We start from the raw sequence: 24,146 nt of genomic DNA on the forward strand, positions 1-24,146 counted from the left end.
TATAATAACTAATCATTATACGTAGGAAGAGGATAAAGGAGATCAATATGAACCGCTCTCAACAACTTGGAGAAGAGCAGATAAGTAAACTGCTGCTTAAGTTTTCAGTCCCGGCAATTATCGGTATGTCAGTTAATGGTTTTTACAATATCGTGGACCGAATTTTTGTAGGTCAAGGCGTTGGCGCATTAGCGCTATCAGGTATTGCCATTAGTTTCCCTTTCACTCTCGCCATCATGGCTTTTGGCATGTTAATTGGAATAGGTGCAACCGCCGTAATCTCAATCCGATTAGGTCAACAGAAAAAAGAAGAAGCTGAACAGATTGTCGGTAACGCGTTTGTCTTGCTCCTTCTAATTTCATTGGGTATTAGCGTATTGAGTTATATTTTCATGGATTCACTTTTAATACTCTTTGGAGCGAGCAGTGAGGTTATCCCTTACGCCAAGCAATATCTTACTGTTCTCTTGTGGGGTGCCGTATTCCAAACAATCGGTTTTGGCATGAACAATTTTATTCGTGCAGAAGGAAATCCCAAGATAGCCATGTACACAATGGTTTTAGGGGCGGTCTTGAATACGATATTGAATCCAATATTCATTTTTTGGTTACATCTTGGTGTGGCGGGCTCCGCTCTTGCCACAGTTATTTCTCAATTTGTTACTGCGGTTTGGGTACTATACTACTTCCTCGGAAATCGGGCTTTGCTTAAACTTCACTTTCAAAACCTTAGACTCAAATGGATTTTTGTTAAAGATATTCTGGCGATTGGAGTTTCTCCCTTTTCCATGCAGTTAGTTGGCAGCATCGTGACTATCCTCTTAAATAAAACGCTAGTCAACTACGGCGGAGATTTGTCGATTGCAGCTATGGGTGTCATAAACAGTATTGCAATGCTCATATTTATGCCGATTTTTGGAATTGGGCAAGGGGCGCAACCGATTCTAGGATATAATTACGGAGCTAGAAGATATGATCGAGTTAAGCAGACGCTGAAATTATCTGTAATCGGTGCTACTGGTGTAATGACTTTAGGGTTTTTGGTTGTGGAGTTATTTCCGGTTGCTTTAATGACCCTTTTCAGCAAGGATCCGGAACTTATTGCTATAGGATCAAACGGATTGCGAATTTTTTTGGTGATGCTCCCGATTATTGGATTCCAAGTGACTGCGGTAAATTACTTTCAAGCTACGGGTAAGCCAAGAAAGTCGTTGTTTCTGAGTTTATCCCGCCAACTCATTTTCTTAGTGCCAATGCTTTTGATTTTACCTAAATTTTGGGGCCTGACGGGAGTTTGGTTAGCCGGTCCGGTGGCGGATTTTGCCTCTGCCGGTGTTACGGTTCTATGGTTAAGAAATGATCTTAAGCAGTTAGAACTGACAATTAAAGAAGGCTCGACAAAGGGTTGATTATAAGAATCCTTTTGGCGACATGACAATTTGTCAGTCGCTATTTTTTAATGCTTTAGTTATAGGGGGTATAAGAATTGAAAAACCATATATAAAAGGGAAATGAATTTTTTTGTGGAATTACCTAAAAATCCAAATAGTTCATAACGTTCACAACTTAAAATTCTTAGCCTATCGAAAAGTAGGGATGCTTGCAACGGATCTAAGGGTAGTTATTTCTATAAACGATAACTGGGTTGTAGAAGCGTACTTTCTAAATGTCTATCTGCTGAAAGTTCGGTAGGTAGGCATTTTTGTTTTAATATGATTGGAGGGATATTTATCATAAATTATTGTCGGTCTTTATGCTGTGAGTCGGTGTAAGACAATATTTAATCATTACATGTGAATGGGAGATGAAGGGTATGTTTAAGAGATTGTTTAATATTTCTAGCGTTAATGGGAAGACAATGATGACTATATTACCCTTGGTATTATTAACCCTAGTGGTCATGTCCGTGATTAGCTACAAATATTCAGAAACTCTACTCAAAGACGAGATTCAAAATAAAATGACTGCTCAGTTAAATGGAACGATCAACGATATTGAGAAACAATTAACCGCTCACGATACGTTACTTCAAGGCTTAGCACGCACTGTAGAATCCGTTGGAAATGGGATAACTGCAGACGAGTATGCTAGTTTGCTAAAGAAAATAATAACAGCTAATAATGTAACGTTTGGAGCGGGTGTGTGGTATGAACCTTATGCCTATAATAATGACACTCAATACTTCGGTCCCTATGTGTTTAAGGATAAAGATGGAAAAGTCGTGTTTACGAATGAATTTGCTGACCCTAAATATGACTTTCCAACTAAACCTTGGTACACGATTAGTAAAGGTATATCAGAGAAATCGATTTGGACTGATCCATATTATGATGAAGGTACCAATGCTACTATACTAACGGATAACGTCCCATTTTATGATGATAATGGGAACTTTAAGGGTACCATAACAGGTGGGATTGATTTCATCACTCTACAAAAATTAATTACGGATATTCACTTAGATATTGAATCAGATATTTATCTTATAAATAAAGAAGGTATGTATCTAGCGAATCCCAATCCGGAAAAGATCATGAATATTAAGATTACGGAAGAAGAGAACCTCAGCTTGCAGGAAGCAGCAAAGAACATGATGGTTGAGAAAACCGGGACGTTTAGTTATAATGGCAACGGGGCTAGGCAGGTTTACTATGAAGAAGTTCCGGAGTTTGGTTGGATTCTTGCAATTGATGTTTCGGAGACTGATTTATTGGCTCCGTTAAAGGCTTTATTAAATCGGATGTTGATTCTCATTGGACTGGCAATTATCGTAACTGGAACAGTACTTTTCCTATATAGTCGATATATCGTTAATAATATAAAAACGGTTAACCAGTTCGCAGCGGCTATTGTTCAAGGGGATCTCAGCCAAAATATAGTCGTTCGTTCGAACGATGAATTCGGACAAATGACAGAGAATCTCAACAAAATGATGGACAATTTCAAGGGAATTATTGAAGAAATTGTTAATAGCTCTCAACAATTAGCGGCCTCGGCGGAAGAGCTGACAGCAAGTGCGGATGAGGGCAGCAGAACAACTGAACAAATAGTATACTCCATTCAGGAGGTATCTGATGGTGTAAAGCAAAAACTGACAGGTGTTGATGCTACAGCAGATTCAGCTCAACAAGTTTCTGTGCATATGCAAATGATAACACAGGATATCCAAAAGGTTACGGAAGGGTCTCGGCAAACATCAGAAAAGGCTGCTATAGGTAATAGCGTAGTTAGAAAAGCGGTCAATGAGATGCAATCAATCGGAGATAAAGTCACTGAAGCCGCCGATGTTGTAAATATCCTTGGGGGGAAATCTGGAGAAATTGGTCAAATAGTAGCGCTAATTACCAATATTGCCGCCCAAACAAATCTACTGGCCTTGAATGCGGCAATTGAAGCAGCGCGGGCAGGGGAGCAGGGAAGAGGGTTTGCTGTTGTTGCAGAGGAGGTCCGAAAGCTTGCCGAACAATCAAGTGATGCGGCTGGAAAGATTAGTGCTTTGATTGATGAAATTCAAAAGGAAACAACGAAAGCAGTCATGACAATGAATGATGGAACTGTTGCAGTACATGAAGGGATTACAATGGTTAATTCGGCTGGCGAAGCATTCCGAGATATCTTGCAAGGAGTCAACGACTTTTCGAAACAGGCACAAGCTGTAGCCGATGTGGTTCAGAAAGTTGGGGCAAATACGGAGACTATTGTTGCATCTATCTTCGATGTTGCAAATATTCCTAAAGAAATATCAGGTAGCCTAGAAAATGTGGTCGCAGGTACTGAAGAACAGAGTGCTTCCATGGAGGAAATTCGTAGGTCAGCAACATCCCTTGCCCAAATGGCAACAGATTTTCAGGGCAGTGTAACGATGTTTAAATTATAAGTTTAGTGCCGCTTAGTAAATCATGTTATCCTAATGGGGAACTGTTTCCTAAAAAGTTTACTCAAAATATATCGTCCGAAAGTATGAGTCAAGACGCCGTCCTGACTCATACTTTTTTGTTAGAGCAGATATAAATAAATACAATTCATAATGTCAAGAATACTGAATTCAAAGTGGATAGGTGGAGGATAATGTTGAAAATTGTAGAATATTACTCTATAAGCAGGGAAGGTTTCTTGAGCGTTGAGGAACAAGATACATAAGGGAAATTTAGGAATCCTAAAGGAATACCGCTTTTACTGTCGAATGCTATAAAATATTGGATTTATATTAATAAAATCAATTACGAACATCATAGGCAAACCTATCGAAAGGTAGAGACGCAAAGCTACGGGTCTAAGGATGTACTTTGTACTTTCACGATAGCCGGGTTGCAGAAATGTGCATTTTAGATCTCTATCTGCCGGAGGTTTTGGTAGGTAGGCATGTTTTTGCTAAGAGGGGTTGAGGTTACAGACAGTGTAACAATGTTTAAACGATAAATCTTTTCTACGATGGAAGAATATAATCTGATTATTTTCTTATAAAGAGGACCGTCTCAAGTCATTCTCTAATTTTTCCAAAATATATCCTAGATACAAGGGGGCCTGTTAATGAATTCAGTCAAAGCGTTTTATGAGAAGAAACTAACTTGTATTTTCTGCGGTTCGCCGTTTATTTCCCAGAGAGTTCGTTCGCGTTTTGCAGTTCCATATCGAACCGACAGTGATTTTTGCCCTCATTTTCGAGAAGGAAATTACAATCCGCACTATTATTTCGTTAATGTTTGCCCTGAGTGTGGTTTCGCTTTTTCCGAAGAATTTTCAGAGCAATTTCCATTAGGTTCTAAAGAACTTATAAATTCTCGAATCACCAAGCATTGGAAAAAAAGGGACTTTGGTGAGGAAAGGGATCTTCAACAAGCCCTAGAATCCTATAAACTTGCTATTTTAGCGGGCACTCTCAAAAAAGAAAAAAATGCTGTGCTAGCAGGTCTTTGCTTGCGGTTAGCTTGGCTTTATCGGACTGAAGATAATACTGAGCAAGAAATGCGTTTCTTAGTCTTAGCACTTAAGGCTTATGAAGAATCCTTTGTTCACTCAGATTTTGCGGATACTTCAATGTCTGAAATAAGAGTTTTATTCATGATCGGTGAACTCAGCCGGCGTTTAGAACAGTACAAAAAGGCTGTTTCTTATTTTTCTAAAATCATTCAACATAAAAATGCTGATGGAGAACCGAAGATTGTTAATTTGGCGAGAGAACAGTGGAGAGAGGCCGCGGAAGAGCTTCGCAAGGAAAATCCAAAGTCATAGTGAACTCGTTCAGCAAAAGCTAAACATCGAGACTTCGGTGACGTAAGTCTCAAGACTATCGTCACCGAAGTAGAATAAGGAACACCCACTTACAAGCAGTGGGAGTATAGGAATTGATTAAACGAAATTGTTTAAAGCTGTGGCAGGGTATTAAGACTCTTCCACAGCTTTCTTTTTAGTAAACGCATCCCAAAAATTTGAATAGAAGTGTTTGAGATTTCTTCGGTTGGAGAACAATGGTATAATAGACAAGAATGTTTGTTAAGCTTGTAATTAGGTTTAGGGAGGAAGTTATCATTGGAGTTCAATCTTGTCATTGCTAAGGAACTAGGTCTGAAGATAAATCAAGTCAAAGAGGCTGTCAGCTTATTGGATGGGGGAAATACGATTCCTTTTATTGCCCGTTACCGTAAAGAGGCAACAGGTGAGCTTGATGAAAATGTGTTGCGTGATATCGTTGATCGTTTAGACTATTTACGACGCTTGGAACAGCGTAAAACGGAAGTGCTGCGCCTTATTGACGAGCAGGGGAAGCTTACAGAAGAACTGTCGACTCAAATTACTGGTGCGACGGTGCTTCAAGATGTCGAAGATCTCTATCGACCTTATAAGCAGAAGCGCCGCACACGGGCTACAATTGCCAAAGAGAAGGGCCTTGAACCTTTGGCGGAGTGGCTGTTAGTTCAATATACCAGAGGAGATCCTCAAGCAGAAGCGGAAAAGTACTTGAATGAGGAGTTAGAGGTTAATTCTACTGAGGAAGCTTTAGCTGGAGCGATGGATATTATAGCAGAAACCATTGCAGATGATGCTGCCTTGCGTAAAAGGATAAGGGAAGAAACCTTCAGAGTTGGGGATGTGGTAGCTGTTGCTGTAGCGAAGAAAGCCGAAGAGCGCTCTCCTTTTGAAATGTATTATGATTATCGGGAGCCTGTTCGAAAGATCCCTCCTCATCGGATTTTAGCTTTGAACCGTGGAGAGAAAGAAGAGTTTTTATCTGTCAAGATTGAAGTTCCGCTTGAAACTATACATAGAATTATTGAAATGCGATATGTCAAAACAGGACCATGTGCTTCTCTGGTCCAAAAAGCTGCCCTTGATTCATATAAGCGATTGATTGACTCTTCAATTGAGCGGGAAATGAGAGCTGAACTTTCTGCTCAAGCAGAAGAACAAGCCATAAAAGTCTTTGCTGCCAATCTGCGTCAGCTTTTACTTCAACCTCCCGTGCGCGGAAAAATGGTTTTAGGACTTGATCCTGGGTTTCGGACAGGGTGTAAGTGGGCGGTTGTGGATGAGACGGGAAAGTTACATCAAGTGGGTGTAATATATCCGCATACGGGAAAGGGCAAGCGTGAAGAGGCAAAAGCAATTTTGCGGAAGGCTATTCAAGAGCATGATGCCAATATAATTGCGATTGGGAATGGTACAGCTTCAAGGGAAACAGAAGAGGTTGTGGCAGAAATGATTCAGGAGGATGGGATTTCCGTTGAATTCACCTTGGTGAGTGAAGCAGGAGCATCTGTGTATTCTGCTTCGAAGTTGGCTGGAGAAGAGTTTCCAGACTTTGATCTTTCCTTACGGAGTGCAGTATCCATTGCCAGACGGCTGCAAGATCCCTTAGCAGAATTAGTAAAGATTGAACCGAAAGCGGTTGGAGTAGGGCAATATCAGCATGATGTCCAACCTAAACGTTTGGAGGAATCCCTGCACGGGGTCGTAGAATCCTGTGTTAATGTTGTAGGTGTTGATTTAAATACCGCCTCAGCGTCTCTGCTGCAATACGTGGCCGGGTTAAAGCCAGCGGTTGCTAAAAATATAGTTGCTTGGCGAGATGAAAATGGGAAATTCAGCCGGCGCGATCAACTCAAGAAAATTCCTCGACTCGGAGCTCAAACGTATATTCAGTGTGCTGGATTTATTCGTCTGCCGGATGGGGTTAATCCTTTGGAAAATACACCTGTTCATCCGGAATCTTATCAGTTGGCTGAAGACATCTTAAAAAGTATCGGGCATACCCCAGGGGATTTGAGAGATCGCCTCACTGAAGTCCGAAAGAAACTTTCTGTTTTAGATCCTCAAGAGCTTGCTGAAGAGTTCGGAGCGGGAGTTCCGACTGTTCGTGATATCTTAGATGCCTTACAAAGACCCGGCAGAGATCCCCGAGAGGATTTACCGCGACCGTTACTGCGGAGAGATGTCACTCATATGGAAGATCTTAATGAAGGGATGATTTTAGAGGGGACCGTTCGAAATGTCGTAGATTTTGGAGCGTTCGTAGATATCGGTGTTAAGCATGATGGTCTCGTTCATATTTCCCAGTTGAGTGATAAATTCATTAAACACCCCATGGAAGCTGTTGCGGTAGGTGATATTGTCAAGGTGCGTGTGATCGGACTTGATAAGGTGAGAGACCGAGTGAGTCTATCCATGCGGGATATTTTGGCGAACGTAACGTCCGTTTAATAGTTTGCAATAAGACGCTCGGTGAAAGCCAAGCGTCTTTATGATATCGCAAAAATGTTGCTCACAATCCCGTGTGTGATATGGACTTGAGTCTGTTATAATGATCAAATAAACGTTTTAGTTTTAGTATTATCTAGGCAAGTGTAGAATTTCACCCTGTAAGTCCAAAAGAGGGATGAAGGTCTACTAAGAGGTGAGATGGTTAAAAAGACGTTTTACTGAACACTTGCAAGTGGAAAGGTGACAATAAAATGAAGAGGCTTTTAATCAAAAACGGTCTGATTAAAACTATGGCCGGGCGGGAGTTTATGGGGTATATCCTAATCGAGGGAGCGAAAATAGCTGCACTCGGAGAAACTGCGGATATGGATGTTCCTGAAGATGCAACAGTGATCGATGCCAAAGGCTGCCTAGTGTTGCCAGGGATGATTGATGCACATTGTCATGTGGGAATTGGCGAAGAAATCTTCCGTTGGGAAGGGGAAGATTTTAATGAAATGACCGATCCGGTGACTCCGGACATGCGGGCGATTGATGGAATTAACCCAGAAGATGAAGGTTTTCGCGATGCACGTTTAGGTGGAGTGACGGCAGTATTTACTGTGCCTGGGAGTGCCAATGTGATCGGAGGAACAGGGGTAGTCATGAAGACAGCTGGGAAGATCGTGGATAAAATGATTATTCGTGATCCTGCCGGTATGAAAATAGCCTTTGGAGAAAATCCCAAAATGGTTTACGGTGAACAGAAGAAAATGCCCATGACTCGGATGGGAACTGCAGCATTACTTCGTCAGTCCTTAGTGGATGCTCAGACGTATAAGGATAAATTAGACCAAGGTAAATCAGATCCGGATAAACTTCCGGAGCGAGATTTGGGTTTAGAAGGACTTGTAAGGGTGATTAATCGTGAAATTCCTCTTCGGGCTCATGCTCATCGTGCAGATGATATTATGACTGCAATTCGTATTGCCCGTGAATTTGACGTGGACTTAGTTATTGAACATTGCACCGAAGGGCACAAAATTGCGGAGGAGCTTGCTGAACTGGGGTATCCGGCTGTGGTAGGGCCTTTGCTGACCAACCGTGCAAAAGTTGAGCTTAAGGATAAATCTTTCAAAACTCCTGGCATTTTAGCCGAAGCGGGAGTAAAGGTTGCGATTATGACCGATCATTCTGTCACACCAATTGAACAACTTCCCCTCTGTGCGGCCTTAGCGTGTAAGGCAGGGATGGATATAGAGGATGCATTACGAGCCATTACCATCAATTCGGCAGAAATCTTAGGTGTTTCCGACCGCATTGGGTCTCTTGAGGTTGGAAAAGATGCAGATATTGTTATTTGGTCAGAACATCCGTTTATAATCACGGCTAGCCCGCTCTACGTGATCGTAGACGGGAAGATTGTAAAACCTGAAGCTTAAACTGATAAGGTCGTGTAGTTTTTTTGGAACGGATTTATTCTGTGGAAAGCAGTTCGCTTGGTTTTAAGATGCGGCCATAGCTCCGTTTATTTTAGGAGTTTGGGGGACGAATGTCTTTGGATACAATAAATAGTGTTATTGTATCAGGAGGAATAGAAAATGGAATATAGAGTTACGAGTTTAACGGTTGAGCAAACCCACGAGTTGGGGAAACAACTAAGTGAGTGTTTGCTTGGTGGAGATGTGGTTGCGCTGACGGGGGATTTAGGTGCCGGGAAAACGGCCTTTGCCCAAGGAATTGGCAAGGGGTTAGGTGTCGTCGGCCCTATGACCAGCCCGACCTTCACTTTGATACATGAATATGAGTGTCTTATAAAAGGTACTAAGATCCGTTTAATTCACATGGATCTTTATCGATTGCGACACCCGGAAGAGGCAGAAGTCATTGGGATTGAAGATGCGTTCGTGGAAGATGCGATTTGTTTAATTGAATGGCCAGAAATTGCAGAGGATTATTTGCCGGATGACTGTTTAAATGTTGAGATTCATGGAAGTGGAGAAATGCCCCGTGAGATTATCTTTCATGCTAAAGACTCCAGTTGGGAGCAACGTTTAGAGTTTCTCTTCAAATAATAGGAGGATGCAGATGAAATACTTAACGATAGATACAACCACAAAAGTTACGGCTGTGGCTTTAGGTGAAGATAGAAGACTAGTTGGCGAGGGTTTTTTAAATACTACAAAGACGCATTCAGAGCGTATTATTCCTATGCTGGATCAACTGCTCACAGCTGCAGACTGGACACTTCAGGAATTAGATATGATCGGCGTAGTGCGTGGGCCCGGTTCGTTCACCGGTATTCGGATTGGAATCGCTACAGCACAGGGATTGGCACAGGTTCTGAAGCTCCCGCTGATTTCCGTAGTGTCTTTGGATGCCTTGGCTTGGGCTGGTAAGGGAAGAATGGAAGATGTTGTTCCCATTTTGGATGCACGCAAGAATGAATGGTATACTGCGCGTTATAACTGGACGCGAGGAGCAGAAAAGGCGGATTGTTTAACTCCGCCACAGGCCATGCCTATAGATAAATGGTTGGAATATCTAAAGGGATTAGACCGTTCCATTTGTTTCGTTGGAGATGCAGCGGAGAAAGCTAAGGGGCGTATAGAGGAAGTACTGGGCGAGCGAGCGGTGATTTTACCGGAGTACATAAGTTTACCTCGTGGTGCTTATGCTGTAAGTGCAGTATGGCAACGATGGCAAGAAACGGGCGAAGGAGAACAGGTTGAGCCTTATTACATCCGCTTTTCTGAGGCGGAGGTTAATTGGGCGAAGAAAGAGGAAGCGCGGAGGAGCGAGGGACATGAGTAACGGTATTATACGTCCCATGCTTATGGATGATCTCGAGGCAATTATGGAGATTGAGATTGCCTCTTTTTCTACGCCCTGGTCCTTGCAGGCCTTTAAAGCAGAACTAAAAGATAATGAGTATGCACGTTATGTTTGCTTGGAGTTGGATGATAAGGTAATTGGTTACATGGGATTATGGTTTATTTTGGATGAGGGTCATATTACAAACGTGGCTATTGCTCCAACCTATCGAGGAAAACATTGGGGAGAATTTCTAATGCGTTCCGTTATGGAGAAAATGATGCAGGAAGGTATGGAACGGATGACACTTGAAGTTCGGGAATCGAATAGCCCTGCACAGTCTTTATATAGTCGATTAGGTTTTGCCACAGCGGGAATTCGCAAAGGTTATTACGCCGATACTGGAGAAGATGCGCTGATAATGTGGGCTGATTTAGGAATGGAAGTGAATAAGATATGACGGAGAGTCAAAAGAGCAATGTTGTAATTTTGGGGATAGAAACGAGCTGTGATGAGACTTCAGCGGCCGTTTTGTTGAACGGAAGGGATTTGCGAAGTCATGTCATATCTTCGCAAATAACAACACATCAGAAGTATGGAGGGGTTGTGCCGGAAATTGCCTCGCGTGAACATAGCTTGCATTTTCAGCCAGTTGTGCAACAAGCTTTGGATGAAGCAAAGCTGACTTTTAGAGATTTATCGGCGATTGCGGTAACTTATGGCCCAGGGCTGGTCGGATCCCTATTGGTCGGGGTTTCAGGAGCTAAAGCAATGGCATATGCGGCTGGAGTTCCGCTGATTGGTATTAATCACCTGGAAGCGCACATCTATGCAAACTTTTTAGAGCATCAGGATTTAAAATTTCCGCTTCTAGCATTGTTAGTATCAGGAGGACATACTCATCTCATTTTATTTGAAGCCCACGGGCAATATAAGGTTTTAGGGCATACGCGGGATGATGCGGCTGGAGAAGCGCTGGATAAAGTGGCTAGAACCTTAGGATTGGGCTATCCTGGAGGTCCTCAGATTCAAAGAATCGCTCAAGAGGGGAATGCGGAAGCATTTAATTTCCCTCGCGCAATGTTAGAGCCAGGCAGTTTGGATTTCAGTTTCAGCGGTATGAAATCTGCTGTTTTAAATACCTTAAATTCTGCCCACATGCGGGGAGAGACGCTCAGTGTTCCGGATATTGCAGCTTCTTTCCAGCAAGCAGTGGTGGATGTTCTGGTTCGAAAGGCTTTGCTGGCTATCAAGGAAACTAGAGTCAAGACGTTGCTTTTAGCAGGGGGAGTTGCGGCCAATAGGTTGTTGCGTGAAACTCTGGACCAGAAGTTGGCTGAGAAAGGTGTTTGTTTGGTTTATCCTTCACCCATTTTCTGTACGGACAATGGGGCCATGATTGCAACAGCAGGGTATTATCATTATTTGAAAGGGGATTTTGCCCCTTGGACCCTTAACGCGGTTCCGGGGCTGGGACTTGTGTGAGACAATGCGCGATCTTCACGACGCAAACAAACTATCGTTCAAGCTCCTACATCAGGAGTTTGAACGATAGTTTGCTATTTTTCTTACGTAAAGACGTCGCGCTTATGTCACGTTGCGTCTTAGGCTGGGTCGAGGAGCAGGTAATGAATCATATGTTCTGTGGATAAGGTGGGCCTGTGGACAATGTGGATAAGTCTGTAGATAAGTCATAATAGCGGTTTTAGAGCTTTACCCAAAAAATGATAGTTTGGGATAGCATTATCCACAGGTCCTGTGGATAATGTGGATAACCTATGGACAAGCCGAAATAGTCAAATTCCATAAGTGGATAACTTTGTGGGTTGAAATGCTGTTTCATTTATGTAAATAATATGAATATGGGAGACGATATGTTTGCGTATTGAGAATATTATCAAAATTTTTCATTAAAGTGGGAGGATTTCGATAATATTAATCGAACTAATTTAAAGGCACGAGATTTTACCGAAAGGGAAGCTCTACGATGAATGAGGAAAAAATGAACTTGAAGGCCGAAGTACGCAAATCGTGTTTGACTCAGCGAGCTGTTTTGAGCGGGAAAGAGAGAAGGACCAAAAGTTTAATTATTCAGCAAAAACTTCGGGATTTACCGGACTTCCAAAAGGCTCATACAGTGATGTTATTTCTTAACTTTCGCGATGAAGTGGAAACGACGGACTTGGCGGAGGCGACAATAGCGTGTAACAAAAAGCTGATATTACCTCGTTGTGCACCTAAAGGCATACTTCTTCCACTTGAAGTCAGCAATCTGGCATTAGATCTTGAGCCAGGAGCTTGGGGAATCCGTGAACCCAAACTGACGAAAGATGAGGTAAATCCTTTAGAGATTGATTTAATTGTTGTGCCTGGGGCAGGTTTTGATCTGCAAGGAAATCGTTTAGGGTATGGGGGAGGCTTCTATGATCGCTTTTTTATGCGGCTAAAACCCTCAACGCCTAGAGTTGCGATTGCTTTCGAATGCCAAATTATTGGACAAGTACCAGTTGATGAACACGATGCCAAAATGACTAAATTAATCACGGAGAAAACGGTCTACGATTTTGAAACGATAGGAATTCAATAGGGGGGATTTTTTTGAGCACTGCGTGTGAGGAGTTAGTAGATCCTAAGCAAATAAAATTGGATGAAATTATTGACAAGCATAAACATAGCAATGGACCTCTTATCCCGATTTTACAAGGAGCCCAAGAAGTGTATGGGTATTTACCAGCCCATGTAATTAAACACATTAGTAAAGCAACTCGTATTCCAGTAGCAAGAATTTATGGCGTGGTTACGTTTTACGCTCAGTTCCGTCTAACACCAGTGGGACGGAATTTAATCAATATCTGTTTGGGAACAGCCTGCCATGTTCGCGGTGGCGCCAAAGTCGTTGAAGCGATCGAGAAGGAATTAAAGATTACAGATGGAGCTACGACCGAAGATGGTCGCTTTACCTTGGAAGTTGTAGCGTGTATTGGGGCGTGTGGTCTGGCACCGGTGATATCTATCAATAATGAGGTTCATGGACGATTATCACCGGACAAAATCGCCGGGATATTGGCCAAATACGAGTAGGAGGATAAAGGGATGGCTGAGAACCAACGGATTTTAGTTTGTGCAGGGACGGGATGTGCCTCTTCGGGAGCACTTCCGATCATTGATGTTTTAAATGATGAGATCAAACGGCAAGGACTTGAAAAGACTGTAAGCGTCGTTGGGACAGGATGTCAAGGGTTTTGTGAAAAAGGACCGACGCTGGTTATAGAACCGCAGCAGATCTTATATACACGGGTTACAGAGGAAGATGTTGCGGAAATTATTGAGAAAGAGCTTATCAAAGGAGAACGTGTTGAACGACTTCTTCTTGTCGATCAAGCAACCCAAAAACCAGTTAGTTCAATGGAAGATATAAGGTTTTTTGCAAAGCAACATCGAATTGTTCTTCATAATTGTGGGGTCATTGATCCTAAGAAGATTGAGGAATACACGGCACGAGATGGATATAAAGGAATTGTAAAGGCCCTTAAAGGGATGTCACCAGAAGAGGTCATGGAAGAAGTTAAGAAATCGGGACTTCGCGGGCGCGGCGGCGCTGGCTTCCCAACGGGGTTAAAGTGGGGTTTCTGCCGTCAAACACCTAGTGACAAAAAGTATATTATATGTAACGCTGACGAAGGAGATCCAGGGGCATTCATGGATCGCAGTGTGTTGGAGGGAGATCCGCATTCTGTCATTGAGGGAATGCTCATCGGAGCTTATGCCATTGGGGCAGACGAAGGATACGTCTACTGTCGTGCAGAATATCCTCTAGCTATTAAGCACTTGGGAATTGCGATCAAGCAAGCAGAGGAAGCAGGTTACCTAGGAAATAATATTCTAGGCTCAGGCTTTGATTTTCATCTGAAGATATTTGAAGGTGCTGGGGCCTTTGTGTGCGGCGAGGAAACCGCTTTAATGGCATCTATCGAAGGGAAACGTGGAATGCCAAGAGTACGCCCACCCTTTCCTGCCGTTAGTGGACTATGGGGAAAACCAACCAATATCAATAACGTAGAAACTTGGTCCAATATACCGCATATTTTGCGCAATGGAGCAGAATGGTATGGCCAATTTGGGACGGAAAAAAGTAAAGGCACGAAGATTTTTGCTTTAACCGGTAAAGTCAACAATACAGGTTTAGTAGAAGTCCCTATGGGCACAACACTTAGAGAGATCATCTTTGATATCGGAGATGGCATTCAGGGCGGCAAGAAATTTAAAGCTGTACAAATTGGAGGGCCCTCTGGTGGTTGTTTGCCTGAGGACATGCTCGATCTTGCTGTTGATTATGATACTTTAACACAAGCTGGGGCAATGGTTGGCTCTGGTGGACTTGTTATTATGGATGAGACCACTTGTATGGTGGATATTGCCCGTTATTTCTTAAACTTTTCCAAGAAAGAATCCTGTGGAAAATGTACCCCTTGTCGAGAAGGAACCACGCGGATGTACGAGATCCTAGATAGAATTACTAAGGGAGAAGGAAAAGAGGAAGATCTCGATACCTTAGAAAATCTGGCGATAACAATTAAAGAAACCTCCCTTTGTGGCCTAGGGCAATTTGCACCAAGTCCTATTCTTGCAACGCTTAAATACTTTAGGCATGAGTATGAGGCTCATATTCATGACCATAAGTGTCCTGCGCATAACTGTACAGCTTTGCTGAGTTATTCCATTGATGTGGAGAAATGCAAAATGTGCAGTCTCTGTGCTAAGAACTGTCCGACGAATTGTATTTCAGGGGATAAGAAGACCAATACTCCGTATGTTATAGATGAAGAAAAATGCATTAAATGCGGAACCTGTATAGAGAAATGTAAGTTTGGTGCGGTTACTCGTGCCTAGTTAGGTCAATGAAACTACCCATATGGATGGACAAACTGAGAGGAGTGAAACACTTTGGAGTGGCTTACATTAACAATTGATGGACGTGAAGTCAGCGTTCCTAAGGGAACGACCGTACTTGATGCCTGTCGCATGAATAATATTCCAATTCCTACCTTGTGTCATGCACCGGAGCTCACCTCTGCTGGTGCCTGCCGTTTGTGTGTCGTTCAAATCGAAGGAATGCGCAATCTGCCACCTTCTTGCGTAACACAAGCAACCCAGGGCATGAAAGTAGAGACTCAAAATCCTAAAGTCCGCAATGCACGCAAAGTAATCTTGGAACTGTTAGTAGCCAATCATCCCTTAGACTGCATGACTTGCCAGAAGATGGGGGATTGTTCTTTAGCAGAGTATGCTTATGACTATGGTGTAACCGGTGAAGTTTATCAAGGGGAGAAACGCAATCTTCCGATCGACAGTGGAAACCCTTTCATTTTAAGGGATCAGAATAAATGTATCCTGTGTGGAAAATGTATCAAAGCGTGTTCTGAAATTCAGGGAAAAAGCATTCTCGATTTCTCGCATCGTGGATTTGATACCCAAGTGGGTCCGGCCTTCAATTTACCCTATAATGAGTCCGACTGTGATTTCTGCGGTTCATGTGTCTCGGTCTGTCCGGTAGGGGCCTTGGTAGAGAAGCAAATGGTCGGTAAAGGACGTCCTTGGGAAGTATCGAAAGTCCAAACTACATGCCCATTCTGTGGCGTTGGATGTAACTTTGACCTGAATGTTAAAGATGGAAAAGTGATTGGGGTGACCTCCAATCCGGATGCCCCTGTTAATGGCAAAGCTCTTTGTGTCAAAGGTCGCTTTGGAATGGACATGATTTACAGTGATAATCGTGTCACAACTCCTCTGATCAGGAAAGATGGAGTACTAGTTCCAGCAGAATGGGATGAGGCCTTAGATTTAATCGCCACGAAGTTAGGCGAGATCAAGAAGACCTATGGTCCTAACTCTATTGCTGCTTTAAGTTCTGCCCATTGCACTAACGAGGAAAATTATCTTATGCAAAAATTCATGCGCGCGGTAATCGGTACGAACAATATCGATCACTGCGCCAGGACTTGACACGCTCCCACTGTGGCCGGTCTGGCCACCTCATTTGGATCCGGAGCGATGACCAACTCCATTAATGAAATTCCAAACACCAAAGTAATGTTTGTAATTGGTTCAAACGCAACTGAGGCTCATCCAGTCATTGGAACGAAAATGAAGCAAGCACTGGCTAAGGGTGCAAAATTAATTGTGGCAGATCCTCGGCGCATCGATCTTGCTGACCATTCAGATGTTTGGTTAAGACTTCGTCCGGGCACTGATATTGCTCTGATCAACGGGATTATGAACATTATTCTTGCTAACGGATGGGAAGATCGAGAGTTCATTGAAGAACGAACAGAAGGCTTTGAAAAAGTACGTGAAGCCGTGCAAAAATATACACCCGAAGTAGTAAGTAAAGTAACGGGAGTTCCAGAGGAGAATCTCGTAGAGGCCGCTAAAATCTATGCTACTGCAGAACGAGCTCAAATATTCTATACTTTAGGAATTACTGAGCACACCTGTGGTACGGATAACGTCATGAGCTTGGCGAACCTGGCGATGTTAACCGGTAATATCGGTAAAGAAAGTTCGGGAGTTAACCCAATGCGTGGACAAAACAATGTTCAGGGTGCCTGCGACATGGGTGCACTGCCTGACGTTTATCCCGGCTACCAAAAGGTCGCAAATCCAGAAGTACAGGCGAAATTCGAAGCCGCTTGGGGAGTTCCCTTAGACCCTAATCCGGGCTTTATGATTCCAGACATGTTTGAAGCAGCGGTTAGTAAAGATTTACGGGCGTTGTATGTCTTAGGAGAAGATCCAGTCATTACCGATGCTGATGCGAACCATGTGCGCAAAGGTCTGCAGGCCCTTGATTTCCTTGTAGTCCAAGAAATCTTCTTGTCCGAAACAGCTAAGTTGGCAGATGTTGTTTTACCTGGAGCTAGTTATGCTGAGAAGACAGGCACATTCTCGAACACTGAGCGGCGAGTGCAAATGGTTAATCAAGCAATTAAACCAATCGGCAATTCAAAGACAGATGGGGAGATCATTTGTGAATTAGCAACTCGTATGGGTTATCCCTTCGAATATCAATCCTCGGAAGAAGTTATGCAAGAGATTGCGAAGCTTACCCCTCAATTTGCTGGGATCACCCATGAGCGCTTGGGAACACAAGGTCTGCAATGGCCGGTGCCGCATGCTGAACATCCCGGGACGAAGTTCTTACATGAGGGGAAATTCACCCGAGGCAAAGGACAGTTCGTGGCGATTGAGAATCAGTTGCCTGCTGAATTACCGGATGAGGAGTATCCATTCTTACTCAGTACCGGACGAAAACTTTCCCATTACAATGTTTTCACACAACACTCTCCATCTCTGGAGATCCATTCTCCGGAAGAGTTGGCTGAGATTAACCCTTCTGATGCCAAACAACTTGGACTAGAAGACGGTGAACAAGTCAAAGTGGCTTCCCGTCGTGGCGAGCTCAATACTAAAATTATGATTACGGAACGGGTGCCCGTGGGTATGGTCTTTATGACCCTTCACTATTTTGATTCACCGACTAACGTCTTGACCAATGGAGCCTATGACAAAGTCACCAAAACGTACGAGTATAAAGTGTGTGGTGTAAAGATTTCTAAAGTTTAATTAGTAAAAAAGGCCTTCCAACCAGGAAGGCCTTTTTTTAACGCTAGTTTATCTATTTGTCCATAATTTGGTTCATGAGACGCATTGAACACATTTCCCCACACATAGTGCAGCTATCCTGATGCTCGGGGGAGGACTCTTTACGATAGCGTTCGGGTTTTTCGCGATCCAGGGCTAGACCAAACATTGCTTCCCAATTTAAATCTTGTCTGGCTTGACTCATCTTCCTGTCCCATTCAGCGGCTCCGGGTATCCCTTTGGCGATATCCCCTGCATGAGCTGCGAGCTTGACTGCAACGATCCCTTCGCGCACGTCGTCCAGAGTAGGTAAACGAAGGTGTTCAGCCGGCGTCACATAGCAGAGGAAATCTGCTCCTGCTGAGGCGGCTAAAGCTCCACCGATGGCACTGGTGATGTGATCGTAACCAGGAGCAATGTCGGTGACCAATGGCCCTAAAATATAGAAGGGTGCTCCGTGGCAAAGTTTTTTCGCCAACTGAACGTTAGTCACAACCTCGTGCAAGGGAACATGGCCAGGTCCTTCGATCATGACTTGAACATTGCGTTTCCAGGCCCTTTGAGTCAATTCACCCATTACAATTAATTCGGAAATTTGAGCTCCGTCTGTGGCGTCGGCGATGCTTCCGGGTCGGCAAGCATCTCCCAAACTTATTGTTACATCATATTTTGTACAGATATCCAGAAGATCATCAAAGTACTCATAAAAAGGGTTTTCCTGCCCGGTCAATTCCATCCAGGCATATAATAAAGACCCTCCCCGGGAAACAATGTTGGTAACTCGAGAGGTCTGACGAAAATGTTGGGCAGTCTCCTTATTGATGCCAGCGTGGATGGTAACAAAATCAACACCGTCTCGAGCGTGCTGTTCCACCACGGCTAGAAATTCCTGGGGTGTGATGTCTTCCAATTTCTTATCTAAATAACCCAATGCATCATACATAGGAACGGAGCCGATCATAGCTGAAGACATTTCGATGAGCCGGTGGCGAAATTCGATAGTTTTACCGTAGTTGCTGAGGTCCATTATCGCTTCCGCTTTCATATCCAAAGCCATGCGAACCTTTGTCAGCTCACTGTCAAGGTTGGCACACTCCGGAGAGATACCTAAATTAACATTAATTTTCGTCTTTAGCCCAAGACCAACGCCCTCCGGACTCAAAGATGTGTGATTATGGTTAGCGGGGATGACAATGCTGCCCGCCGCCATCCGGAGCCTAATTTCTTCAGCAGAAAGCCCCTCTTTATCTGCGACAGTGCGCATTTCCGTAGTGATTACTCCATTTTTAGCTTGTTCCATTTGTGTACTCATCTAATCACACTCTTTCTCAAACTTTTCTTATGTTTATGTTTTAAGGATATGTCTTCGAGGAACTGGAATACGGTACATGCGGGGGTAATCTCCTAAGCTTCACAGTTTTACAATAATCTGCAACGGACTGTCCTCCTGTCGTCTGTCTTAATATGTTTTGCCAAGGATTCCCGTCTTACTAACATGGCACTAGGGAGGGTATAGAACATAAAAAAATGAGAACTGCGGTAAGCAGTTCTCATTTATACTTCTATAAGCATAACGATTAGCTTCCCTCCGCTGGTATTAACCAGATCAGGTTCAAAGGGATCGAGTTTCCTCATCTCAGCCCCGAAGGGCACCCCTAGCAAAAAGACGTATTTAGTTGTGAGCGGGCATTACTTGCCTTGGTAGTATTACACCTGTACCCATTATATAACTAAAAGGGTATAGGTGTAAATATTAAAACACAGTATATTGAAATATTTGGGTTTTCTCTTGGGGAATCTGATTCGCTATGATGTAAGGATTTCTAACATGACAATAAACGTTTGATAATTTATTCTTACAGCCCTTGGTTGTGTGCTTAAGTTAAGAATAGATCATCCCCGCTTTTTCCGCTCAAACCAGGATGGCTATCAAATCGTACTGTACCAACTGGAATTTTCTGTTCTACAGCTTCAACAATTTGTGCCGTTCCGATGTTGCCAAATCCTCCGCATAATTCCAACGCCTGAACTCCTTCAGTAACCAGTTGTTGTGCAAGACTAACAGCTTCCTGATAATTTTGGACTCCCCGAATGAGTAGGGTAACCTGTGGGGTTTGAATATCCGCCTGATGTAGTAAAGGGTCGGATTGGGGTGCAAGGAAAATAAAGGCGGCTTTTAATGACACTAAATCACATCCTCTCCATACATTATTTTGTTGGGATTCACAGAGTAGAACAGTAGAACAAGCAGCATACCTGTGATGACAATAATCTATATGCAAGTCATATGCCAAGAAATTTCATCCAATCGTGAGGGGGCCGTAACGAAACTTGAGATTTTTTCAAGCTGGTGGTGCGTTATCCCAAAATAGAGGACTGTACACCTTTGAAGTGGTGAACAGTCCTCTAATATATAAGGGGATTACAAATAGAGCGGGGATGTAATAAACTGGAAAACAAGTTTCGTTACATCCCCCGGTACCCGTACTCTTCAACCTTAGTTGAACGAGTTCACTGGGCTTGGCATATGACTTGCATAATAGATATAAGGATGAAAAATAAAAAAAGACCGAAGGCTAAAATTGGCTTAATTTCTAACATGCGTTAATAAAAGGAGGCACTATCCACTGTTCGATTTTCGTCCACTGTTCGAAACCCGAACAGTGGATATGATCAACAAACATTTAAATTAATTAAAGGAGGCTTTAGTGGTGATGAATTGGCGACTACTTGACAATAATCCATTAAATTCGGCTGACCACATGGCTTTAGACGAGGTCCTGCTTGCTTCACGAAGCGCAGGAAAATGCCCGAATACATTGCGTTTTCTCCAATTTTCTCCCCGTTGTGCTCTATTGGGTTTACATCAAGCGGTAGAGTTAGAGATTAATGAAGATTATTGTCGGAGAGAAGGTATTGAAATCAACCGTCGTATCACAGGAGGGGGAGCAATTTTTTGGGGACCATCCGAACTAGGATGGGAAATTTATGCGGGTAAAGATTGGCTGGCGGGAAGAAATCTCGATGAGGTTTATAAGCTGCTGTGTGACGTTATGGTCAAGGCTTTGGCCGATCTTGGAGTAAAGGCAACCTTCCGGCCCCGTAACGATATTCAAGTGGGTAATCGTAAGATTTGCGGTACAGGGGGGGCCGAATTAGGTAATGCCTTTGTTTTCCAATGTTCTTTACTCGTTGATTTTGACGTTGAGAGCATGGTCAAGGCACTAAGAATTCCAATGGAAAAGATAAGTGATAAAAATATTATCTCGGTAGAGGACCGGGTAACGTGGCTTAAAAGAGAGCTTGGTCAGGTTCCGGATATGTCAAAGCTTAAAGCAGCAATTTGTGCGGCATTTGCATCTGTTATGGATATTCAATTAATTAAAGGCGAACTTAATGCGTGGGAAGAGACATTATTTCGAGATAAGAGAATGTATTTTCGTTCTCCTGAATGGATTTATAAAGTCCGTTTACCAACCGAGGCGGGAAAAATAAAGGAAGCTTGCCTTAAAACACCAGGCGGATTAATCCGGGTGGTTGCCAAGACGGAGTTAGAGGCACGAGTTTTGAAAAGCATATTAATAAGCGGGGATTTCTTTACACATAATCCGTCGGTTATCTTTGAGCTTGAGGCCCGTTTAAAAGATTGTCCCCTGGAAGGGGACAAAATTGAGGAGATAATCAGGTCATTTTTCAAGGCTTACCCAGATCAAATTCCTGGTGTGAGTGCTCAGGATGTGGAGTCATGTGTGCGCAGAGCCTTAAGATGAACGCTGAGTTTGGAATTGATGAGCTTCCTATTTTAGCGAAATCTGATGTTGTAGTAATCGGAGCTGGCCCAGCGGGTAGCTCCGCAGCCGTTGCAGCGGCTGCTGGTGGGGTTACGGTATTGATGTTGGACAAAAAAGAGCAAATAGGTTTACCAGTTCAATGTGCAGAGTATGTACCGTTAAGTTTAGCTGCAGAAGTACCTGTTCCAGCGGAGTGTATAGCTCAAAGAGTGGAAGGCTTTATTACCTATATTCATCGAGAACAAGTGGCTCAAACACGGGCACCTGGTTACATACTTAACCGGGATGTCTTTGATCTTTATTTAGCTGAGAGAGCGGTTAGAGCTGGGGTTAAGTTATTTACTAAAGCAAAGGCAGTAGCGGTTACGGATCAGGGTGTTTTAATCAATCAGCAGGGAAAATTATCCATGGTTAAGGCAGGGGTTGTTATAGGTTCGGAAGGACCTAAATCCGTGGTAGCCCAGGCAATACACTGCCCGCCTCAGGTTTTGGCCTATGCTAAGCAAATCACGGTCAAATTAAGGAAAAAGTCGCAATGGGCTCAAATTTACTTTAGTCCATCCATTCCCGGCGGATATGCTTGGCTCTTTCCTAAAAATGATCTGGCAAATGTCGGGGTTAGCATTGATTTGAGTTTAGGTGGAAAAGTAGCAACCGCTTTAGCGGAATTTCAACAATATTTAATTAAAGAAGGGGTGATTAGTGAAGAAGTGATACGAACGACTGGTGGAGCGATTCCTATCGGAGGACCCCGGATGATGCAACAGAAAAACCTAATGCTAGTTGGGGATGCGGCAGGACATACTCATGCTATTAGTGGAGAGGGGATTTTTCCGGCAATAGTGGCAGGTAAAATCGCGGGTTCTTTAGCTGTTGATAGTATTCGAACGGGTGACGTTAACGTGTTAAAACAGTATCCTCTGCAGTGTTTCACAAGATTTGGGGAATTTGTAAAAAGGGGTTTTGAAAGGAAAGTTGAATATAATAGCAATTGGGGAAAGATGGAGTTTTCCGTCTTAGTACGAAAAACTTGGTTTGCGTTCCCAGAGTACTTTGAATCTTAGCCAATTGGTAGTTTCACTGTCATACGGGAGGGATGATTACACAGTTGTAGCAACCTTTTTTCCGCTAAGGGCAAGGGCTAGATTTTTTGCATTAAAGGGGTTTAAGGCATGTGCTTCCATACAAGCCTCATTTAATGTATTAAAATCCATCTTTTTTTCGAGGAGGGAGTATTCCAACTGGCGCAAAAGTAGGGGAGGGATTAAGCGATTGGAATCGATCAAGGTTATTTTGGTAATTCGTTGGCCAGCGAGTACTAAACGGCAGGTCAGGTCAGTGCCATCAAGAGAGACTTGGTATTCTCTGATATAACAGTTTTCTGCTACTTTAATCTCCCGATAGAGGAGGCGACGCCCGGCTTCCATAAGCCATTTATTGGATTTAAACATAGGGGTGAGTTTGCGGATTTGTTCAAGAACCTGATTATCTAGTTGGGTTGAAGTAAGTGAGAAGGCGCCTGTGAAGTTAGTTTTGAGCCTTTCGATAACTTCCTCTTTACTTACGGCTCTCCCCATTTCCGACTGCAATGTCGTGAGGTTTTCTTGCATTTGATGTAAATACTCCTGGCGGAAACCCTCTGATGGGACACGGATAAGAGAAGACATAACCTCATAATTGAAATCCAGTAGAATGTTTCCGACTAAGACATAACACTCTCCGATTTGACCTGCACCGTTGCCAGAAATCTTTTTGGAGTTAATAATTAAGTCGCAAGGCGAACGTAACTCCGCCGCTAAGTTGAAATCTCTAAGCGTTTGTATTACCGGTTCGAGGAGCTTCCTGTAAAACCGCTCTCGGTTGATAGGGACATCTGGATTTTTTCGGTGAAGAACAATTTGGAAGAAAACCTGCCGGGCATCTAAAAATACTAATCCGCCTCCAACTTCGCGACGAAATAGGGGGATCCCTAATTCTTTACAAGCTTTTAAATCGACTTCACTGGGTATATCCTGATGGAAACCTGCACAGACATAAGGTGTTGCAGGGCTACAGAGTATTAACGCCTCCCGGTTTAGGTGGGCAAGTGCGTGATATATAACCTGTGATTCAAACCAAGGAACCAAGCCAAGATTGTAAAATTCCATAACCAGAAACTCCTAACTTTAAAGAACTAAACTTATATATAATTATTTCGATGCAAATCCTATGCCAAAAATGAGT

The 24,146-nt window shown here is 43.1% G+C and carries 18 protein-coding genes and 2 riboswitches; of the genes, 15 read left to right on the plus strand and 3 right to left on the minus strand.

Annotation, left to right across the window (positions count from 1 at the left end):
* Positions 1-47 precede the first annotated feature (47 nt).
* From M8E35_RS04290 to fdhF, 13 genes are all read left to right on the plus strand, one after another.
* Positions 48-1,409, plus strand: a complete 1,362-nt coding sequence (locus M8E35_RS04290; protein ID WP_252467541.1) for an MATE family efflux transporter — start codon at positions 48-50, stop codon at positions 1,407-1,409.
* Between the two features lie 404 nt (positions 1,410-1,813).
* Positions 1,814-3,877, plus strand: coding sequence for a methyl-accepting chemotaxis protein (locus M8E35_RS04295; RefSeq protein ID WP_252467542.1), 2,064 nt, complete (start codon positions 1,814-1,816; stop codon positions 3,875-3,877).
* Between the two features lie 347 nt (positions 3,878-4,224).
* A riboswitch (cyclic di-GMP riboswitch) is annotated at positions 4,225-4,316 on the plus strand.
* 214 nt (positions 4,317-4,530) lie between these two features.
* Positions 4,531-5,232, plus strand: a complete 702-nt coding sequence (locus tag M8E35_RS04300) for a DUF2225 domain-containing protein (RefSeq protein ID WP_252467543.1) — start codon at positions 4,531-4,533, stop codon at positions 5,230-5,232.
* A gap of 297 nt (positions 5,233-5,529) precedes the next feature.
* Positions 5,530-7,698, plus strand: a complete 2,169-nt coding sequence (locus tag M8E35_RS04305) for a Tex family protein (RefSeq protein ID WP_252467544.1) — start codon at positions 5,530-5,532, stop codon at positions 7,696-7,698.
* 251 nt (positions 7,699-7,949) lie between these two features.
* Positions 7,950-9,119 (plus strand): amidohydrolase, encoded by a 1,170-nt coding sequence (locus tag M8E35_RS04310; protein WP_252467545.1) that lies wholly within the window; start codon positions 7,950-7,952, stop codon positions 9,117-9,119.
* 159 nt (positions 9,120-9,278) lie between these two features.
* Positions 9,279-9,752, plus strand: coding sequence for a tRNA (adenosine(37)-N6)-threonylcarbamoyltransferase complex ATPase subunit type 1 TsaE (tsaE, locus tag M8E35_RS04315; RefSeq protein WP_252467546.1), 474 nt, complete (start codon positions 9,279-9,281; stop codon positions 9,750-9,752).
* A 13-nt stretch (positions 9,753-9,765) separates the two neighbouring features.
* The gene (tsaB, locus tag M8E35_RS04320; protein WP_252467547.1) at positions 9,766-10,491 is read left to right on the plus strand and encodes a tRNA (adenosine(37)-N6)-threonylcarbamoyltransferase complex dimerization subunit type 1 TsaB; all 726 of its coding nucleotides are present in this window, start codon (positions 9,766-9,768) and stop codon (positions 10,489-10,491) included.
* Positions 10,484-10,951: a ribosomal protein S18-alanine N-acetyltransferase gene (gene rimI / locus M8E35_RS04325; protein ID WP_252467548.1), complete on the plus strand. Its 468-nt coding sequence runs from the start codon at positions 10,484-10,486 to the stop codon at positions 10,949-10,951. Before tsaB ends, rimI begins: the two co-directional genes overlap by 8 nt.
* Entirely contained in the window at positions 10,948-11,976 is a 1,029-nt protein-coding gene (tsaD, locus tag M8E35_RS04330) for a tRNA (adenosine(37)-N6)-threonylcarbamoyltransferase complex transferase subunit TsaD (RefSeq protein ID WP_252467549.1), read from the plus strand. Before rimI ends, tsaD begins: the two co-directional genes overlap by 4 nt.
* A 502-nt stretch (positions 11,977-12,478) precedes the next feature.
* Complete coding sequence (locus tag M8E35_RS04335; protein ID WP_252467550.1) at positions 12,479-13,078, plus strand: 5-formyltetrahydrofolate cyclo-ligase; 600 nt, start codon at positions 12,479-12,481, stop codon at positions 13,076-13,078.
* An 11-nt stretch (positions 13,079-13,089) separates the two neighbouring features.
* Positions 13,090-13,572 carry an NADH-quinone oxidoreductase subunit NuoE gene (nuoE, locus tag M8E35_RS04340; RefSeq protein ID WP_073029805.1) on the plus strand — a complete coding sequence of 161 codons (483 nt, stop codon included), beginning with the start codon at positions 13,090-13,092 and terminating at the stop codon, positions 13,570-13,572.
* A 12-nt stretch (positions 13,573-13,584) separates the two neighbouring features.
* A complete protein-coding gene (gene nuoF, locus M8E35_RS04345; protein WP_252467551.1) occupies positions 13,585-15,381 on the plus strand; it encodes an NADH-quinone oxidoreductase subunit NuoF in 1,797 nt (598 codons plus the stop codon).
* A gap of 54 nt (positions 15,382-15,435) precedes the next feature.
* On the plus strand, positions 15,436-18,114 hold the full coding sequence (fdhF, locus tag M8E35_RS04350) for a formate dehydrogenase subunit alpha (protein WP_252467552.1): 2,679 nt from the start codon (positions 15,436-15,438) through the stop codon (positions 18,112-18,114).
* Positions 18,115-18,166: 52 nt separating this feature from the next.
* Here fdhF and thiC read toward each other — a convergent pair whose 3' ends face one another.
* Complete coding sequence (gene thiC / locus M8E35_RS04355; RefSeq protein ID WP_252467553.1) at positions 18,167-19,444, minus strand: phosphomethylpyrimidine synthase ThiC; 1,278 nt, start codon at positions 19,442-19,444, stop codon at positions 18,167-18,169.
* Positions 19,445-19,698: 254 nt separating this feature from the next.
* Positions 19,699-19,799, minus strand: a riboswitch (TPP riboswitch).
* A gap of 210 nt (positions 19,800-20,009) precedes the next feature.
* On the minus strand, positions 20,010-20,318 hold the full coding sequence (locus M8E35_RS04360; RefSeq protein ID WP_252467555.1) for a DUF6506 family protein: 309 nt from the start codon (positions 20,316-20,318) through the stop codon (positions 20,010-20,012).
* A 528-nt stretch (positions 20,319-20,846) separates the two neighbouring features.
* Here M8E35_RS04360 and M8E35_RS04365 point away from each other — a divergent pair.
* Both M8E35_RS04365 and M8E35_RS04370 read left to right on the plus strand, forming a co-directional pair.
* A complete protein-coding gene (locus tag M8E35_RS04365) occupies positions 20,847-21,902 on the plus strand; it encodes a lipoyl protein ligase domain-containing protein (RefSeq protein ID WP_252467556.1) in 1,056 nt (351 codons plus the stop codon).
* Entirely contained in the window at positions 21,878-22,987 is a 1,110-nt protein-coding gene (locus M8E35_RS04370; RefSeq protein ID WP_252467557.1) for a geranylgeranyl reductase family protein, read from the plus strand. Before M8E35_RS04365 ends, M8E35_RS04370 begins: the two co-directional genes overlap by 25 nt.
* Before the next feature lie 36 nt (positions 22,988-23,023).
* Here M8E35_RS04370 and M8E35_RS04375 read toward each other — a convergent pair whose 3' ends face one another.
* Positions 23,024-24,070: a lipoate--protein ligase family protein gene (locus tag M8E35_RS04375; protein ID WP_252467558.1), complete on the minus strand. Its 1,047-nt coding sequence runs from the start codon at positions 24,068-24,070 to the stop codon at positions 23,024-23,026.
* Between the last annotated feature and the right edge of the window lie 76 nt (positions 24,071-24,146).

This window comes from Desulfosporosinus nitroreducens, from assembly GCF_023897015.1.
GTDB lineage: Bacteria > Bacillota > Desulfitobacteriia > Desulfitobacteriales > Desulfitobacteriaceae > Desulfosporosinus > Desulfosporosinus nitroreducens.